The 17,674-nt window shown below is 39.9% G+C and carries 15 protein-coding genes; 8 read left to right on the top strand and 7 right to left on the bottom strand.

Annotation, left to right across the window (positions count from 1 at the left end; translation table 11 throughout):
• Positions 1-221 precede the first annotated feature (221 nt).
• A complete protein-coding gene (locus ACN19N_RS13505) occupies positions 222-1,229 on the top strand; it encodes an AraC family transcriptional regulator (RefSeq protein ID WP_004659105.1) in 1,008 nt (335 codons plus the stop codon).
• 41 nt (positions 1,230-1,270) lie between these two features.
• On the opposite strand, the gene truA is transcribed toward ACN19N_RS13505, so the two are convergent.
• The 5 genes from truA to asd all read right to left on the bottom strand — a co-directional run bounded on the left by truA (position 1,271) and on the right by asd (position 7,112).
• On the bottom strand, positions 1,271-2,068 hold the full coding sequence (gene truA / locus ACN19N_RS13500; protein WP_293741550.1) for a tRNA pseudouridine(38-40) synthase TruA: 798 nt from the start codon (positions 2,066-2,068) through the stop codon (positions 1,271-1,273).
• A 16-nt stretch (positions 2,069-2,084) separates the two neighbouring features.
• Entirely contained in the window at positions 2,085-3,053 is a 969-nt protein-coding gene (locus tag ACN19N_RS13495) for an asparaginase domain-containing protein (RefSeq protein WP_420001552.1), read from the bottom strand.
• A 44-nt stretch (positions 3,054-3,097) separates the two neighbouring features.
• Positions 3,098-4,288 carry a FimV domain-containing protein gene (locus ACN19N_RS13490; protein WP_420001551.1) on the bottom strand — a complete coding sequence of 397 codons (1,191 nt, stop codon included), beginning with the start codon at positions 4,286-4,288 and terminating at the stop codon, positions 3,098-3,100.
• 61 nt (positions 4,289-4,349) lie between these two features.
• Entirely contained in the window at positions 4,350-5,852 is a 1,503-nt protein-coding gene (locus ACN19N_RS13485; RefSeq protein ID WP_420001550.1) for a FimV domain-containing protein, read from the bottom strand.
• A 141-nt stretch (positions 5,853-5,993) separates the two neighbouring features.
• The gene (asd, locus tag ACN19N_RS13480; protein ID WP_004659097.1) at positions 5,994-7,112 is read right to left on the bottom strand and encodes an aspartate-semialdehyde dehydrogenase; all 1,119 of its coding nucleotides are present in this window, start codon (positions 7,110-7,112) and stop codon (positions 5,994-5,996) included.
• A 189-nt stretch (positions 7,113-7,301) separates the two neighbouring features.
• On the opposite strand from asd, the gene ACN19N_RS13475 reads away from it, so the two are divergent.
• The gene (locus tag ACN19N_RS13475) at positions 7,302-8,411 is read left to right on the top strand and encodes an endonuclease/exonuclease/phosphatase family protein (RefSeq protein WP_269228902.1); all 1,110 of its coding nucleotides are present in this window, start codon (positions 7,302-7,304) and stop codon (positions 8,409-8,411) included.
• A gap of 284 nt (positions 8,412-8,695) precedes the next feature.
• On the opposite strand, the gene ACN19N_RS13470 is transcribed toward ACN19N_RS13475, so the two are convergent.
• The gene (locus ACN19N_RS13470; protein ID WP_269239031.1) at positions 8,696-9,631 is read right to left on the bottom strand and encodes a lauroyl acyltransferase; all 936 of its coding nucleotides are present in this window, start codon (positions 9,629-9,631) and stop codon (positions 8,696-8,698) included.
• A 137-nt stretch (positions 9,632-9,768) separates the two neighbouring features.
• Here ACN19N_RS13470 and ACN19N_RS13465 point away from each other — a divergent pair, with 137 nt between their 5' ends.
• Entirely contained in the window at positions 9,769-10,296 is a 528-nt protein-coding gene (locus tag ACN19N_RS13465) for an O-acetyl-ADP-ribose deacetylase (RefSeq protein ID WP_269228900.1), read from the top strand.
• Between the two features lie 58 nt (positions 10,297-10,354).
• Here ACN19N_RS13465 and ACN19N_RS13460 read toward each other — a convergent pair whose 3' ends face one another.
• Positions 10,355-12,265: an ATP-binding cassette domain-containing protein gene (locus ACN19N_RS13460; protein WP_293741558.1), complete on the bottom strand. Its 1,911-nt coding sequence runs from the start codon at positions 12,263-12,265 to the stop codon at positions 10,355-10,357.
• Positions 12,266-12,297: 32 nt separating this feature from the next.
• On the opposite strand from ACN19N_RS13460, the gene ACN19N_RS13455 reads away from it, so the two are divergent.
• The 5 genes from ACN19N_RS13455 (at position 12,298) to ACN19N_RS13435 (ending at position 17,559) form a co-directional block, all read left to right on the top strand.
• Entirely contained in the window at positions 12,298-12,543 is a 246-nt protein-coding gene (locus ACN19N_RS13455) for a SlyX family protein (protein WP_420001549.1), read from the top strand.
• A 291-nt stretch (positions 12,544-12,834) separates the two neighbouring features.
• Positions 12,835-13,284, top strand: a complete 450-nt coding sequence (locus ACN19N_RS13450) for a hypothetical protein (protein ID WP_004659081.1) — start codon at positions 12,835-12,837, stop codon at positions 13,282-13,284.
• A 33-nt stretch (positions 13,285-13,317) separates the two neighbouring features.
• Positions 13,318-15,957, top strand: a complete 2,640-nt coding sequence (gene topA, locus ACN19N_RS13445; RefSeq protein ID WP_420001548.1) for a type I DNA topoisomerase — start codon at positions 13,318-13,320, stop codon at positions 15,955-15,957.
• A 91-nt stretch (positions 15,958-16,048) separates the two neighbouring features.
• The gene (locus ACN19N_RS13440) at positions 16,049-16,807 is read left to right on the top strand and encodes a hypothetical protein (RefSeq protein ID WP_420001547.1); all 759 of its coding nucleotides are present in this window, start codon (positions 16,049-16,051) and stop codon (positions 16,805-16,807) included.
• A gap of 179 nt (positions 16,808-16,986) precedes the next feature.
• Positions 16,987-17,559, top strand: a complete 573-nt coding sequence (locus ACN19N_RS13435) for an HdeD family acid-resistance protein (RefSeq protein WP_420001546.1) — start codon at positions 16,987-16,989, stop codon at positions 17,557-17,559.
• The last annotated feature ends 115 nt before the right edge of the window (positions 17,560-17,674 follow it).

Below are 17,674 nucleotides of genomic sequence, written 5' to 3'. Positions count from 1 at the left end.
TGATGATCAAATTGGAAAGGGGCAAATTATAGTCAATTTATTTGAATTTTACAAGGTGAAGCGTATGTAAACCTTTTAGATCTTTATTCATAAAAACTGTCGGACAATTGACAATTTTTTTTAACAAAAGAAGCAGAATATTGTTGTCAGTTTGGTCAATCAACGTTAATCTAAAATTGTTGTTATTGTTACAAGAACGTATCTACAGGGAAGGGCACTGAGTGGGTCAGTTAACAGATGCATCAGTTGTATTGCGCTTTGGTTATCAGGCAATTCGTAAAGCAGGATTGCCAACTGAAGAGATTCTAACAAAAGCAGGGGTAGCGCTAAATCAAATTGATACCAATGCCAGAACGCCATTAAGTGCGCAAAATGCATTTTGGATTGCTGCACAGGAAGTCAGCAATGATCCTGATATTGGATTGCATTTAGGTGAGCATTTACCACTCTATCGTGGTCAGGTGATTGAGCATCTATTTATTAGTAGTGAAACATTTGGTGAGGGCCTGAAACGAGCTTTAGCTTATCAGCGTCTGATCAGTGATGCTTTTGATGCAAAACTCGTAGTTGAAGATGGTCGTTGTTATCTCACCAACGGTGAACAGTTTTGGTCAGATAATTTAGTCAATCGCCATTTCTCTGAATGTGCTATGTCAGGCATCTTACGTTTCTTTAAATTTATTACTGAAGGTCAGTTTCAGCCAATTTACATCGACTTTAATTTTAGTGATGGTGCTGATGATGATGAATATTTCCGAGTATATGGTTGTCCTGTTAGTTTAGGACAAAAAGCGACACGTCTTTATTTTGATGTGGCAGTGCTTGATTACCCCTTGTGGCAAGCTGAACCAGAACTATTACAATTACATGAACAACTAGCGATTGAGAAACTACAAGAGCTTGCGCGGTATGATTTGGTTGGTGAAGTTCGCCGCGCGATTGGTTCAACTTTAGAAAGTGGTGAAACTACGTTAGAAACAGTTGCAGCTCAATTAAGCATCACGCCACGCCGCTTAAGAACACAGCTTAGCGAGGCGAATACGAGCTTCCAGCAAATCCTTTCAGATTATCGTTGCCGTCTAGCGAAGAAATTATTGGCGAATACCAATGAAAGTGTAGAAAGAATTGTGTATTTAACGGGTTTTTCTGAACCAAGTACGTTCTATCGTGCATTTAAGCGTTGGACGAATGAAACCCCTGTCGAATATCGTAAGCGTAAACAGCGCTAATTTTTCTAAGAAAAAAGCCTTATCTCTCGATAAGGCTTTTTTTATTTAGGCAGATTTAACCATTGGGGACCTAAAGGCAGCTGTGGTAAATCAAACTCATCAGGATAATAGGACTGAATAAAATATAAACCATCAGGTGGGGCGGTAATGCCTGCAGCGGTACGGTCTTCTGCGGCAAACATGGTATCGATATGATCAATATCGTACATACCTTGCCCAATCTCAAGCAGGCATCCCATGATATTCCGTACCATATGATGTAAAAATCCATCGGCTTGAATATCTAATACTAAATAGCGTCCATGTTCAAATAGACGACAGTGTTTTACATGACGTATGGGTTGGTTGGATTGACATGCAGCAGCTCGGAAAGTCTCAAAGTTATGCGTTCCCTCAAATTTGGATGCAGCGACAATCATCTTCGGTACATCTAATTTTTGATAAAGATGAGTGACTTGTTTATACAATAGTGCAGGACGGGTGGGTGCGTTATAGACGACATAGCGATAACGTCGAGCAATCGCTTTGAACCGTGCATGGAAATTCTCATCCATGCGTTTAATCCATTGAATTGAAATATCTTTTGGAAGTTGACTATTGGCACCACGAATCCAACCTTGTTCTGGGCGAATGGCTTCGGTGTCGAAATGAGCCACCATATTGGTTGCATGCACACCCGCATCCGTACGGCCAGCACCATGCAAAATAATGGGCTCATTGGCAATACGGCTCAGCACTTTCTCGATGGTTTCTTGAACAGTTACAACACCAGCCTGCTGAGTTTGCCAACCACGGTATTGCGTGCCACAAAATTCAATACCGATTGCATAACGTTGCATGTTTTAACCTCAAATATTAATGCTGATGCCAATTCGCGAACCATTGTTCGTGGCTCGGATATTTTAAATAGATTTGCAAGACTTTTGCATATAAATCAGCATGGCTATGGCAATCATTGATTAAAACTTTGGCAGATTGAATCCATGAACTGACGGCATAACGTTGATCTAGTTGCCCAAAGGTCACTTGGGTGCTGATAATAGGCAGACATTTTTTTTGATACAGTTGCTCAAACAACATCAGAATTTCGTCATTTACTGCAATATTGCCTGTGCCAAATCCTTGTAGAATCAAGAAATTTGGTGGGTTAAGCAGAATATTTTTTAACTGTAGAATGAGTTGTTCTTTTGCAATCGGCTGCAACATCAAATTTAAGATGCTGAGTTCAGTTGCTTGCTGAATATATTCATTTTGAACAACAAGAAAATCTGCTGTGGTTTGACAACTTTGATCTGCTTTAACACCGACGAAAGCATCCAACTCAGTGGTATGTGCTTTTAAGGTCGTTTGTGCGTGAAAAACTTGTTCATGGAATGCCAGATAAACACCAGTTGGCAAAGAGAGGACTTGCTCTAATGCCAAATATAGGTTGCCTGTGGCATCTGTAAATTCACGGGTATCATTGCCTTCAACATTCAATAATGGATATTGGCTACCTGTAATGATGGCATGACAAGAATGTCCCAAGAAACGAGCAAGTGTTGCTGCAGCGTAACTTAAAGTGTCTGTCCCATGAATAATGACAAAATGTTGAAAACCATTGAGTTGCAATTGCTGGATTTGTTGTACCAACTTTAGCCAATCCGTTGCGGTGCAGGCACTACTGTCTTTGATACTAGGCGCAGCGAAACATTCGACCTGTAAATGATGTGGAATGATCTTAGCTAGTAAAGGTAGAAAATCCTGTTCTGGCATCGGCATCAATGGTTCACCAACGCAACCAAACGTCCCACCCATATAAATTAAAGCGATTTTTTTCATCATAAAAAAAGCAGTCTGAGAGACTGCTTATATTAGACCGATCAAATTCAGGAAGCTATTTTATTCAGTAAACTTTGTGAATGTTGTTGTTGCTCTGCATTAAATGACGGGCTATTTTTTAATAATTCACGTGCAGAATCATAAGCGCCCAATTCAATATATTGCTCAGCAAGTTCTAGATTGAGCTGTGCTTCATCAAGTTGTTGTAAATCAGGAAATGATTGTACAAGAGGGTCGTTGATTGCAACAGATGTAGTTTGAGGCGTGGTTTGAACAGGTTCAAGTTCAACAACTGATTCCGTAACTGTTTCTGTAACTTCAACTTGCTTGTTTTCTGTCGGTTCAAAACTAAAATCTAACGTTGGTGCTGCTTCAGTTTTTTGTTCTGTAACTTCTAAGTTTGAAAAATTGAAATCTAATTCAGGCTTTGCTTCTTCAACTACAGGAGGAGTTGCAGGTGCAGCATCTAAATTGAATGAGAATTCTAAAGGAGCAGGCTCTTTATTCTCTTGTTGCTCGATTGTTGGCGTAGCTTCGGTTGTTTCCTTTTTCTCAAAGGAAAAATTAAAATCTAATGGCTGAACTTCTGGGACTGGTTCAACTGGTTTAACTTCTTCTGCTGGTGCAACATATCCAGATTGTAAGTCATCAAATGATTGTGACGTTTTTGATGCCGCTAATGCGTCAAAATCTGCGTTGTTTTGCTCTGTTGCTAAACTATCTGATGTACTGGTTTGCTGGAAATGGCTTGAGCCTGAATTGAACTCAATTGCATCAGGTTGTTTATTTTTTTCATATTCACGTTGCTTTGCTTCAGCAGCTTCAGCAATATCATCAAGTTTCAAAGCATGAATATGTTTGATCAATTGATCAATTGCAAAATCATCTTTTTGAGCTAAGTGAATATCAAGGAGAAATAAATATAACTCATGTTGGGAGTTATCTTGTTTTAAAATCTGATTGATTTGTGCTTCCGCGCCTTGAAAATTGCCACTTTGAATTTGCTGTTCAATTTTCTGGCGTAAAGACTCTGGAATCGCGGTTGCGGCGGCTGGAACAGATTCCTGTTCTTCACGTGCTAATGTCGTACGTGAAGTTTTAGTTGTCGCTGCTTTTTTCGCTGATTTTGCTGTAGCACCTTTTTTAGGTGTTGCAGTATTTTGGTTGTCACTGCGTTTTTTTAAAACGATTGCAACAACTAATGCAACGATTAGCAGTACAATTATTATAGTTGACATGATCTATACCCCTTAAAGATAGAGCCGCTTTGGTGCAAATTTATGAGAATCTTCTCGTAACCTAGCGTGTTGGCTTTTTAGTTTCCTGCTGCACTTTCAACTGATCTTGTAACTCTGCAAGCCGAGCATTTAATAGCTGAATACGTTGTTCCTTGTTACGTAATGCCAATTCTAACTGTGTTACGTTTCTTTGTAATGTAACGGTTTTTTCTCGTGCTGTCATAACTTTTAATGATAAATCTGCACTGGTTTTTTGCTGTAATGTGTCTTTTTTCGCACTTCCATTGCTTGAATCTTGGTTACTTTCAGCGACTAGTGACATTTCAGCTTGCTGTAGGCGATATTTGGCTTGACCTGATCGAGGATGTGTTGCTTGTGCTGCTATTTGATTTATTGCTGTATTTTGACGGGATAGTGTTGTATTTAGATTGAAATTTAAGCGAGACCCTTGTCTTAAACGATTTGCATTACCACCAATAAAAGCATGCTTATTCTGTGCTTTGATCTGATTCATAACTTTAGCAACAGGCTGTTGTGTTTGTGATGCGATTTGTTGCGCAATACTCCATAAAGATTCGTTACGCTGCACGACATGCTGTTGAGCTGAGTTATTAGATGCAGTCATGGAGTTGCTATTTGTGGCTGGTACTTTCTTTTTAACTTGTTGTGTATCTTGCGTAGGTTGTTGTTTCTTAATTTTTTCTTGTGGTTCAACTGGTTTTTTGTCGAGTGGTTTTGATTCTTTTTCGATTGGTGTAGGTGGTTGGCTCGCAGTTTGAACTGGCTGAGCTGCGACTTGAACAATAGGCTGTTTAGTCATGGTAGGCGTTGGATTTGATTCAATTTTTACTGGTGCAGTCGTATTTATATTATTTGTTTCGATTCTAGGGTTAATTTTTGCAGTTGCAGTGTCCTGATTTTGGCTTGGTATCGGCGTTGTAACAACAGATATTGCTACTGGAGAGCTTTGCTTTGATTGTGAGCTATTTAATATTGGTGGTAAAGCTGAGGAGACATTTAATAAATTTTCTTGCTTTAAATTAAGCTCTTTTGCATTTGTTGCAATTGGTGAACTGAAGCGAGTGCTTTCGGGCAAATTGAGTGCAATATCTTTTTCACTGACAATATATTTAGGTGAAAGCGTTTTTTCATTTGCAGCTGCTTTAGCGGATATCGCTCTTGAACTTTGTCCTATAGGCTGCTTAATATGCTTTAAATGTGCTGCACCACTTTCTTGTATTTTAAGAATAATATTAAGTTCACTGTCTGTCATTGGACGTGTAGAGGTAATCACAATCACCCCTTCACCTTGTGAATTACGGCGTGTATAAAAATTTAGGCCACTCGGAGGCTGATGAGCAGCACCCATCATTAAAAGATCTTCAGGTGTTGCTAAACCTACATCTAATTTTGCGGTAGGATCGGCTTGATGAAAACTCATTTCTGCGTAGAGTAATTCACCAGGTGCAGATTGGATTTGCAATGGATCGAGTGTAATCGCATAAAGGTGTTGCGAAGAAATGATGGCTAAAATGGCAACTTTTAATTTGTTATAAACAGTCATCTCGATCCATGAAAAAGTGATGTTTTAGTCAATTCAAAAGTATACATTACCGTGATGTAAATGAATTGTAAAATATTCATGTTTGATAAAAAACAAAAGCCGATCAAATGTGATCGGCTTTTGTTTTTTAAATGTTTTTGCTTAAGCGTTCTTGTATTCAACCAAAATACGAAGCATACGACGTAAAGGTTCAGCAGCACCCCAAAGTAATTGGTCACCCACAGTGAATGCGCCTAAATACTCTTTACCCATATTGAGCTTACGTAAACGACCAACTGGAACAGTTAAAGTACCAGTTACAGCAACAGGAGTAAGGTCAGTCATAGAGGCTTCACGGGTATTTGGAACCACTTTCGCCCATTGGCTTGATTGACGAATCATGTCTTCGATTTCATCAAGCGCAACATCTTTTTTCAACTTCAAAGTAATGGCTTGAGAGTGACAACGCATTGCACCAATACGAACACAATGACCATCAATAGGAACAATCTGTTGATTGCCTAAGATCTTGTTGGTTTCAACCTGACCTTTCCATTCCTCTTTTGATTGACCACTTTCAAGCTGTTTATCGATATATGGGATCAATGAACCCGCTAATGGCACACCAAAGTTAGATTTTGGAAAACCTTCACCACGTTGCAACTCGGCAATTTGACGGTCAATATCAAGAATTGCAGATTTTGGATCATCCAATAACGTTTTAGTATTGTTATATAAATAACCCATACCAGTGATCAATTCACGCATGTTTTGCGCGCCCGCACCAGAAGCTGCTTGATAAGTCATCGAAGTTGCCCATTCCACTAAATTATTTTGGAACAGAGAACCTAAACCCATCAACATTAAAGAAACGGTACAGTTACCGCCAACGAAAGTTTTAGTGCCGTTGACTAAACCATCTTTAATCACGTTTAAATTGACCGGATCAAGTACGATGATCGCATCATCTGCCATACGTAGTGTAGATGCTGCATCAATCCAGTAACCATCCCAACCTTCAGCTTTTAGCTTAGGGAAAATTTCAGATGTATAATCACCACCTTGACAGGTTAAAATGACATCCATTTGCTTCAGACTGTTAATATCTGACGCATCCATAAGTGCTGGTGCAGTCTTACCACCAAATGAAGGTGCTTCGCCACCTGCATTACTGGTAGAAAAATAGAATGGCTCAATGTGAGCAAAATCATTCTCTTCAACCATACGTTGCATGAGGACAGAACCAACCATCCCACGCCAACCGACCAGACCTACTTTCATGTCATTGTGCCTCGGTATGTAAAAAACTTTAAAGGGGTTTGAGTGTATCAAAAGCGACCACAACTGCAAGCTTTACGTAAATAAAACGATAATTTTATTGAGTGGAATAACTTGTTTGTATTAGATAAAAAATTGATAAAGCTATAACTTCTTTAAAAAATCCAAGATAACCCTAAGAGTACAATTAACATGATATGGATCGAATTTTGTGCGGTACTGGTTATTTGGCTGAGCCTGTGGTCTTTGATTCCTCGTGATGAATGGTGGTTTCGCGGTGCAGATTTTCCTCGTTTGCAAATATTGGCAATAGGAATAATCGCCCTATTGGGTTTGTTATTTATGCAAACAGAATGGACTTTAACGCGAGAAGTACTACTTTTGGGGCTTATCGCAGCGGTCGCATTCCAATTAAAAATGGTTTTGCCTTACACGCCAATATGGCGTAAACAAGTTCAGCAGGTGAAACAAGGGCAATTAAATCCAGAGCAGCAAATTTCTTTGTTGGTTGCTAATGTGCTTACACCTAATCATCAATATGATTTATTGTTGAAACATATTGATGATTTACAACCAGATCTAGTACTGACATTAGAGTCGGATCAAAACTGGCAAGATGCATTACAGCCTATAGAAAAACAATATCCTTACCGTGTTGCAGTGCCATTGGATAATTTATATGGCATGCATTTGTATAGCCGTTTACGTTTAGATGATTCTGAAATTAAATTTATTTTAAGCGATGAAATTCCATCTATACACGCCTCGGTAACATTACGTTCAGGTATCCAAGTACAGTTATATTGTTTGCACCCTAAACCACCAAGCCCAACTGAAGCCAAAGATTCAACTCTAAGAGATGCTGAACTTTTAATGGTTGGTGATCGAATTAAAGATTTAGATGAAAGTTGTATTGTCATGGGAGATCTTAATGATGTGGCATGGTCACGCACCACGCGATTATTTCAACGAATCAGTGGCTTGCTAGATCCACGGGTAGGTCGCTATTTCATGAATACTTTTCACGCAGACTATCGACTTTTACGTTGGTCTTTAGACCATATCTTTCATAGTACCGACTTTGGCTTAGTGGAAATGAAACGATTATCTCATATAGGTTCTGATCATTTTCCAATATATGTCGTTTTACAGACGGGTCGTATTTTTGAGCAACAGCAGGAAGAACTAGAACAAAGCGCTGAAGATGAGCAAGAGGCTGAAGAAGCGATTCGGGATGGTATAGAAAAAGCAGAACAAGAGCACAAGCAAGTTGTTGATGAATTGGCTCAGCCTTATAAGTGACTCAATAGAATGAAATGGCAAATATCGTGATGTAAGCAATATCGTACATTGATTTAAGTCTACGGCGAATAGTCGAGTTTGATCAAAAGGTTTATTCTAAATACATCAGCACAAGGATGCAGGAAAGGATTTCCGATTAAGGATAGCGACGCTGAAATGGAAAAACGTATTATGGATATGATGCATGAGATGGAAGCAAGATAATAAAAAATGATGTGAAAGCACAACCTCATTTACCCGAGTTTTGCAGGATGCGAAACTCGGGTTTTAATTTTCTCTAATTATTAATAAATTTTCTCGTAACCTTCTGCTCGGGTTTTGAATCTACGGTGAAACCACATCCATTGAGTTGGTGCGATACGCAATTGAGCCTCAATGATTCTATTCACCCGAATTGCATCATCGAGTTCATTTTCACTGGGCATATTTTCAACAATAGGCTCAATCAGAACTTTGTATTGTGGATTACGAACATCACCATAACGATAAAAATAAAGCGGGATTGCAACAGATTTGGAGATTTTTAATAGACGACGATGTGCAGTAACAGTGGCAGCAGGAACACCGAAAAAAGGCGCCATGACACCTTGTTTTAAGCCAAAATCTTGGTCTGGACTATACCAAATCGCACCGCCATCTTTTAAGCGACGAACCAAGCCACGCATATCATCATGATCAATTTGCTGTTGATAAATGGTTGCGCGACAACGATAAATCAGCATATCCAACATCGGATTATTCTGTGGACGATAGACCACATCAGGCTCAAAATATTGAGCACAAATATAACCACCTGCATCCAATAAAGTACTGTGTGTACCTAGCAATAAGATACTTTTGCCTTGTGCTTTGGCTGAGTTGATGTGCTCTAGACCTTCAATACTATGGCGTCCTTTAAACCAATTTGGACAATACCAAGCATTTAATGTTTCAAATACACCCAACATCATGTCGACAAACACTTGTTTTGCTTGTACTTCAACCTCAACAGGAGACCATTCAGGGAAGCAAACTTCCAGATTTCTGATTGTGGTTTTTCGACGTGATTTGAGCAAGTGCCAGCATAATGAGGCTAAACCATGTGCCAAGCGCCATTGAATTGCCCAAGGTAAGATTGCTAAGAGCATGAGAAAAGTGATGGCGATCCAGATTTTCCAATACTTAGGGAGTAAAAATTCCCATTGAAACTCGCCAGGGATATAAGACTGCTTTTGACTCATAAACTCGAAATATGAATAACGTTGAATTTTGAAGCAGTGTAGCATGAAGTCGGTTTAGTAATTTAAATGTTAAATAAAACCGCAGTTGTTGTAGCGTAAATCAGCCATTAAACAGCTCTGATAAAGAGGAGAAGATTTTGAAAAGTATAAAAATAATGAAAGGAGATATTACCCAAATCACGGTAGATGCAATTGTTAATGCGGCCAATACTTCACTATTAGGTGGTGGAGGTGTAGATGGTGCAATTCATCGTCGTGGTGGTGTAGCGATTTTGGCAGATTGTCAAAAGATTCGTGCCAAGCAAGGTGGTTGTGCAGTTGGCGAAGCGGTCATGACCACCGCGGGGAATCTACCAGCAAAATATGTGATTCATACTGTTGGACCAACATGGTTAAATGGTGAGAAAAACGAACCAATTTTATTAGAAAATGCTTATCGTAATAGTTTTAAACTCGCTGATCATCTGGGTTTAAAAACAATCGCCTTTCCAAATATTTCAACAGGAATTTATCGGTTTCCTAAACAGCGTGCTGCTCAAATCGCTTTTACAGTGATTAATGACGAGTTAAAACAAAGTCAGTCAGTCCAAGAAGTAATTTTTGTTTGTTTTGATGATGAAAATTTTAATATTTATCATTCATTAAAAGATGATTTTGAAATCTAAGCACTCATTGGATTTTAATAGAGCATCTATCATTTATGGATAGATGCTCATCATCTGATTAATTGCCTTTCGACATATTTTCTAAGATGTCCCAACGTTCCAACTTCTCAAGCAAAGATTCTTCAATTTCTGCTAAACGTTGACTCGCCAAAGTTGCAGCATTAGCGTCAGAGACAAACCAAGAACCATCTGCAAGCTTTGCTGAAAGTTCTGCTTGTTCTTTTTCAAGTTTTTCCATTTCAGCAGGAAGTTGTTCTAACTCACGTTGGTCTTTATAACTGAGTTTGACTTTTTTAGGCGCTGATGCCGCGGCGGCAGCCGCTTCTGCTTTGGCTTGCGCTTTCTTAACATCACTTTTTTGATCGACAACTTTGTCATCTGGGCGTTGTTCTAAGTAATCTTGATAACCACCAACGTATTCATCAATATTACCTTTGCCGTCAAAAACCCACGTTGAAGTCACGACATTATCCATAAAGGCACGGTCATGTGAGATCAATAACAAAGTGCCTTTATACTCAGATAACATCTCTTCAAGCAACTCAAGTGTCACCATATCTAAGTCATTGGTAGGCTCATCCATCACGATTAAGTTCGATGGTTTCAATAACAGTTTTGCCAATAAGATACGGTTTCTCTCACCACCCGACAGTGCTTTCACTGGTGTACGTGCACGCTCTGGTGAGAATAAAAAGTCTTGTAAATAACTATAGATATGACGACGGTTACCATTTACATCAACAAAATCAGAACCTTCAGAAACGTTGGCCATCACTGTTTTTTCAAGGTCTAAGGCGTTACGTAGTTGATCAAAATAAGCAACTTCTAATTGAGTACCTGTTTTAACTGAACCTGCGTGTTCGATTTCACCCAAAATAGCTTTAATCAGTGTGGTTTTACCGACACCATTATCGCCCACTAAACCGATACGATCTCCACGAAGAACCAGTGCTGAGAAATCTTTGATAATCGGCGCATTATCACCAAAGGTGACACTTAAATGTTCAATTTCAAATACCAATTTACCTGAACGATTGGCATCTTGGGTCGCCATGCTGACTTTGCCTTGTTGCGAGCGACGAGCTTTAGATTGCTCACGTAAATCTTTTAGTGCACGAACACGACCTTCATTACGTGTACGACGAGCCTTGATGCCTTGACGAATCCATGCTTCTTCTTCAGCTAATTTTTTATCAAATAAAGCATTTTGTTTTTCTTCTGCTTCCATTTGCTGTGCTTTAAGATCTAAATAGCGTGAATAGTTACCTTCATAGCTACGTAAAATACCACGATCTAGTTCAACAATACGGGTTGCAATGCTGTCTACAAATGAACGGTCATGTGAGATAAATAATAAGGTTAGATTATTTTGATCAAGCAGGAATTTCTCTAGCCATTCAATACTTTCAACATCTAAATGGTTAGTCGGCTCATCGAGTAATAGTACATCTGGTTGAGTCAGTAAGGCACGCGCCAATAATACGCGACGTTTACGACCACCCGATAAATCTGCAAGATCGGCATTTGGATCAAGTCCCATTTTACTGAGAATCGAATTTACTTTATTTTCTAATGCCCAACCATCAAGCTGATCAAGCTTGTGTTGTAACATTCCCATATGATCACAGGCTTCCATATCACCCAACACACAAGCATCACTTGCCTCGTGATACGCTTTAAGTACAGCCGCCGCTTCACCTGCGCCATCTGCCACGATATCAGCCACTTTACCTGAGTCCATTGGTACATCTTGGGCTAACATTGAAACAGTTAAACCATTTTGAATTGAAACTTCACCTGTATCAGGCAATAAGCTTCCCTCAATCAGTTTAAGTAAAGTAGACTTACCTTCACCATTACGACCGATTAAACAGACTCGTTCGCCACGTTCTAGGTTAAAGTGTGCGCCATCGAGTAGGGCAGGCCCACCAAATGCGAGGTGGACATCCCTTAAAGTAATATAGGCCATAATGTTTCCTAAAAGCTCAGATGAGGTCTGAAATGACTAAACAACAAAATTGTGATGATCACGCGTCATTGTCCGCACCCATTGAAGATTTGCAAGTCCGAATTGCATTTTTAGACGATTTAGTTGAACAATTGAATGAACAGCTTGCGATTCAGACTCAAGAAATTGCAATTTTAAAAAAACAAATGCAACTCTTATATCGTCGAGTTGAATCATCAGATTTATCGGAAGGGATTGCGCCTTTTGATCCAATGAGTAATAAACCACCGCATTATTGATTAGACCTCTTGCGTAAGTGCTATTTTCAATGATTTTAGAATTGATCAAACTTAATAAAATCAATACTTACATCTGATTATTTTTTGACTTTTGCAAGAGGTCTAATAAGGATCTGAGTTAAAACTTAGTCATGCTCTTAGGGAAAAATATTTTTAAATTTCAGAATAACAACGTGAAATTACGATTATATCGTCAGGTTTAACTTCTTATTCTGAATAGAATAGCAAGGAAAACTTGCGTTTTTGATTCAAGTTATGTAACGCTAATAAAAGAAAGTTTTGGGCTAGTTTATGAGTAATGTTGGAATTTGGATTACAGTTGCGATTGTATTATTTGTATTAGGCTCAATTTTTGGTCTGCGTGTGAGTCCTCGAGAAAAAGCGTTAGGTATGATGCGTGATCAGGCTCGGAAAATGGGATTACATCCACGTTTAATCGTCGCACCTGACTGGACAAAAATTCCAATGGCTTCTGAAAAGCGTGCCAGTATGGTGGCTTATTATAGTGTACTGATTCCAGAAGGTCGTTTAGCTTTAATGCGTGCAAGAGTCGTGGATGGCAAACTTCAAGTTGTTCAAGGGGATCAGAAATTTAATGATTCACCCATTGCATTAACAGGAGTTTATGCTATTGATATGCAGGCGAACTGTGTCGGGCTATATTGGGATGAAGAAACTGATTTAAGAGCCACTCAGCTTGAAGCAATGAAAGCATATTTACATGAATTAGCTCAGCGCTAATTATTTGATTAATTATAGGAAAAACGATTTATTATGGCGAATACTCCACGCTCTGCTTCAGAAAGCACAGCAGCTCCCGCATCTGCTGCAAAGAAACGTGCCTTAGTGATTGTGGAGTCGCCTGCAAAAGCGAAAACAATTAATAAATATTTGGGTTCACAATATGTGGTGAAGTCATCGGTGGGTCATGTGCGTGACTTACCGACAGGAGGCGGGGCGAAATCTACAGAAAAGAAGCCGGTAACCCGTGCCAAACTCACAGATCAACAGAAAGCTGAAAAAGCTCAGTCTGCACTGATTAATCGTATGGGTGTCGATCCAGAACATGATTGGATTGCCCATTATGAAGTGCTTCCAGGCAAAGAACATGTGGTTGCCGAACTTAAAAAACTCGCCAAAGATGCTGACGCTATCTATCTCGCAACGGATTTGGATAGAGAAGGGGAAGCCATTGCTTGGCATTTAAGAGAAGTGATTGGTGGCGATGACAGTCGTTATCACCGTGTGGTGTTTAACGAAATTACCAAGAATGCCATTCAGGAAGCCTTTAAACAGCCGACACGCCTCGATTTAAACCGTGTTAATGCACAACAAGCACGTCGTTTCCTTGACCGTGTGGTGGGCTTTATGGTGTCGCCATTACTGTGGGAAAAGATTGCCCGTGGTTTATCGGCTGGTCGTGTGCAATCGGTTGCAGTGAAACTGGTGGTTGAGCGTGAGCGTGAAATTCGTGCCTTTATTCCAGAAGAATACTGGCAAGTGTTTGCGGATACCATTTCCAAGAAAGATGACATTCGTCTCGAAGCGGTTAAGCAAGCAGGCAAAACCCTTAAACTGAAAAATAAAGCAGAAACTGATGCGCTATTGAGCGTATTAAAAGATGCTGAATATAAAGTTGCGTTACGCGAAGATAAGCCAACCAAAGTTAATCCAAGTGCACCGTATATCACCTCAACCTTACAACAAGCAGCGAGTACACGTTTAGGTTTCTCTGTAAAGAAAACCATGATGTTGGCGCAGCGTTTGTATGAGGGTGGTTTTATTACCTATATGCGTACCGACTCAACCTTCTTGAGCGATGACGCAGTGAATATGGTGCGTAATCATATTCAGCAAAACTTTGGTGATAAATATTTACCAGCCAAACCAAACCGTTATGGCAATAAAGCGGGGGCACAAGAAGCCCACGAAGCGATTCGTCCATCTGATGTTGCTTTGACGGGGGATAAGCTGGCTGGGGTTGAGCGTGATGCGCAGCGTTTATATGATTTGATTTGGCGTCAGTTTGTGGCTTGTCAAATGACGCCAGCAGAATACTTATCATCAACCTTGACTGTTGAAGCGTCAAATGTTGAGTTAAAGGCGAAAGGCCGTACTTTGGTATTTGATGGCTTTACCCGTGTGCGTGGTGCCAATAAATCGGACGATGATATTTTATTGCCTGCAGTGAAAGTGGGTGAAGTGCTTAAGTTAGAAAAGCTTGATCCAAGCCAGCATTTTACCAAACCACCTGCACGCTTTACAGAAGCGTCTTTGGTCAAAGAATTAGAGAAAAAAGGTATTGGTCGTCCATCGACTTATGCTGCGATTATCTCGACCATTCAAGAACGTGGCTATGTCAAACTGGAAAACCGCCGTCTCTTTGCTGAGAAGATGGGGGAGATTGTCACCGATCGTCTGGATGAAAGTTTTAATAACCTGATGAATTATGCCTTTACCGCTGATTTAGAAGGCCAGTTAGACCGTGTCGCTATGGGTGAGCGGAACTGGAAAGAGTTACTCGATACCTTCTATGGTGACTTTAAAAAGCGTTTGACCAATGCACAGGGTGAAAGCGGTATGCGCCGTAATCAACCTGTCGAAGTGCCTGATGTGCCTTGTCCTGAATGTTCACGCCCAATGCAAGTGCGTACGGGGACGACAGGGGTATTCTTGGGTTGCTCGGGTTATAACCTGCCACCGAAAGAGCGTTGTAAAGGCACACTTAACTTAACGCCAGTGGAGTCTTTGGCAGCCTTGTCTGATGATGATGGGGCTGAAACTGCTGATTTGATGTCGAAACATCGTTGTCCTAAGTGCGGTACCGCAATGGACAGCTATGTGGTCGATGGTGGTCGTAAATTGCATGTCTGTGGTAATAACCCAGATTGCGATGGCTACGAAGTTGAAGAAGGTGAGTTCAAGATCAAGGGCTATGATGGTCCGACCATTCCATGTGATAAATGTGATGGTGATATGCAGTTAAAGACAGGTCGTTTTGGTCCGTACTTCGCTTGTTCAAGCTGTGACAATACCCGTAAAGTATTAAAGAGCGGTCAACCAGCACCGCCGCGTGTTGATCCAATCAAAATGGAACACTTACGTTCAGCCAAGCATGATGATTTCTTCGTGTTACGTGATGGTGCGGCAGGTCTGTTCTTAGCAGCCAGCAAATTTCCGAAAATTCGTGAAACACGTGCACCGAAAGTGGCTGAATTACGTAGTGTTGCTGAGCAGCTTGATCCGAAATATCAGTTCTTGTTAGAAGCACCAGATGTCGATCCAGAAGGTAATCCAACGGTAGTGAAATTCAGCCGTAAGAACCAAGCACAGTATGTAGGTTCTGAAACCGCTGAAGGCAAGCAAACCAAGTGGAGTCTAGTGTTCCAAGATGGGAAATGGGTAGAAGCTTAGTGATTTAAGTGTTAAGAAAATGCTGGCAATTGCTGGCATTTTTTATTGAGTAAAGAAAAATAATAATGACTTTGGGTTGGGGAAGAAGTTCATGTGGAAAAATATCCGAGTTGCATGCTTATTGCTGGTGTTGTTAATTGTTGCGATCAATACTTATCGTGATCAAAATCAGGATTGGAATCAGCCGATTAATGTATTGTTGCATCCGATTAATGCCGATGGTTTAGCTACAACACAGCAGTATATTCAACAATTACAGCAAGATAACTTTTCCGAGGTCAAGCAATATTTAGAAAAAAATAGCCAGCAATATCGAGGGCAAAGTAGTGATTTTATGATCCAGATTGGACGCGAATTAAAACAAACCCCGCCGAAAATGTCTGAGCAGGCGAATATTCTGGATAATATTCTATGGAGTCTCACGTTCCGATTTTATGCATGGAAACAGCATGAGTCGGTTGATGGATCACCAAGTTTAACCCTGTATCTAAATTACTATGATCCGAAGCAGAGTCGGGAACTCAAGCACTCAACTGCGCTGGAACGTGGACGAATTGGTTCAGTCAATCTGTTTGCCTCAGCTAAACAGACACAGCAAAATAATGTAGTGTTGGTGCATGAGTTATTGCACGGTTTTGGCGCGACCGATAAATATAACGTAGCCAATGGTGAACCTATTTTTCCGATTGGCTATGCACAGGCAGATAAACAGCCGCTCTATCCACAGACTGAAGCTGAAATTATGGGCGGTAGAATTGCTTTATCAGAACATAAAAGTAAAATGCCAAATGATTTAGAACAAACCGTGATCAGTGTGCTGACTGCAAAAGAAATCGGCTGGATCAAATAAATTGTGGATAAGTTTAACTTTACCCACATGGGATCGCATAACTTACTAAAAGAAAAATAATGAAATAAAACACATGTTTTTCTGACATTCCATCATTAATTATCAACATGCCTTATACAGAAAAACATTTCAAAGACGCTCAAAATATAAATAGAACATTGATGATAAAAGAGTAAATAATGATGAAAACCGTGGGTAATGATTTGATTCGTAATCAGCTCCACGCTGACCGTAAATGGTATCTGTTATTGGGTGTGTTATTGGTTGTTTTCGGTTTAATTCTTTTAGCAGCTTTACCATTCGCAACTTTATCTGCTGTACTTTTATTTGGTGTCTTAATGATGCTTGGTGGCATTTTACATTTTATTGCCGCATTTATGGTATTTAAAGGGGGCACACGTTGGTTGTGGGCTTTGTTTAGTGTGCTATATCTAGCCGCTGGTTACTTTGCTTTTACCACACCTGTGATTACTGCGGTGGTCTTAACCAGCTTCTTAGCGATTGCGCTTATTATTGCAGGGGTGATCCGAACTGCAAATGCATTTATTCTTAGACCGATTTCTGGTTGGGGTTGGGTACTGTTTTCAGGCATCTTGACTTTATTAACTGGGGTTCTGATTTTATCATCACCTGATTCACCGTTTTGGGTGTTGGGGATATTCCTTGCAATTGATATTTTATTCCAAGGGATTAATTATTTAACTTTTGCTGGTGCAATTAAACAGTTACCACATAGCTCAACCACAGTTTAAGCGATCAAGTTAAAACTAAGAGCATGTAATACACATGCTCTTTTTTGTTTTTGTAGCAGAAAACATTTCAATCGCTTGAGTCTGCTAGAATAGCATTTCGTTTTTAATTGACCGA

This window comes from Acinetobacter sp. LF10 (genome assembly GCF_048585715.1).
In the GTDB taxonomy this organism is placed as follows: domain Bacteria; phylum Pseudomonadota; class Gammaproteobacteria; order Pseudomonadales; family Moraxellaceae; genus Acinetobacter.
This window is presented reverse-complemented; position numbering and strand designations above follow the sequence as displayed.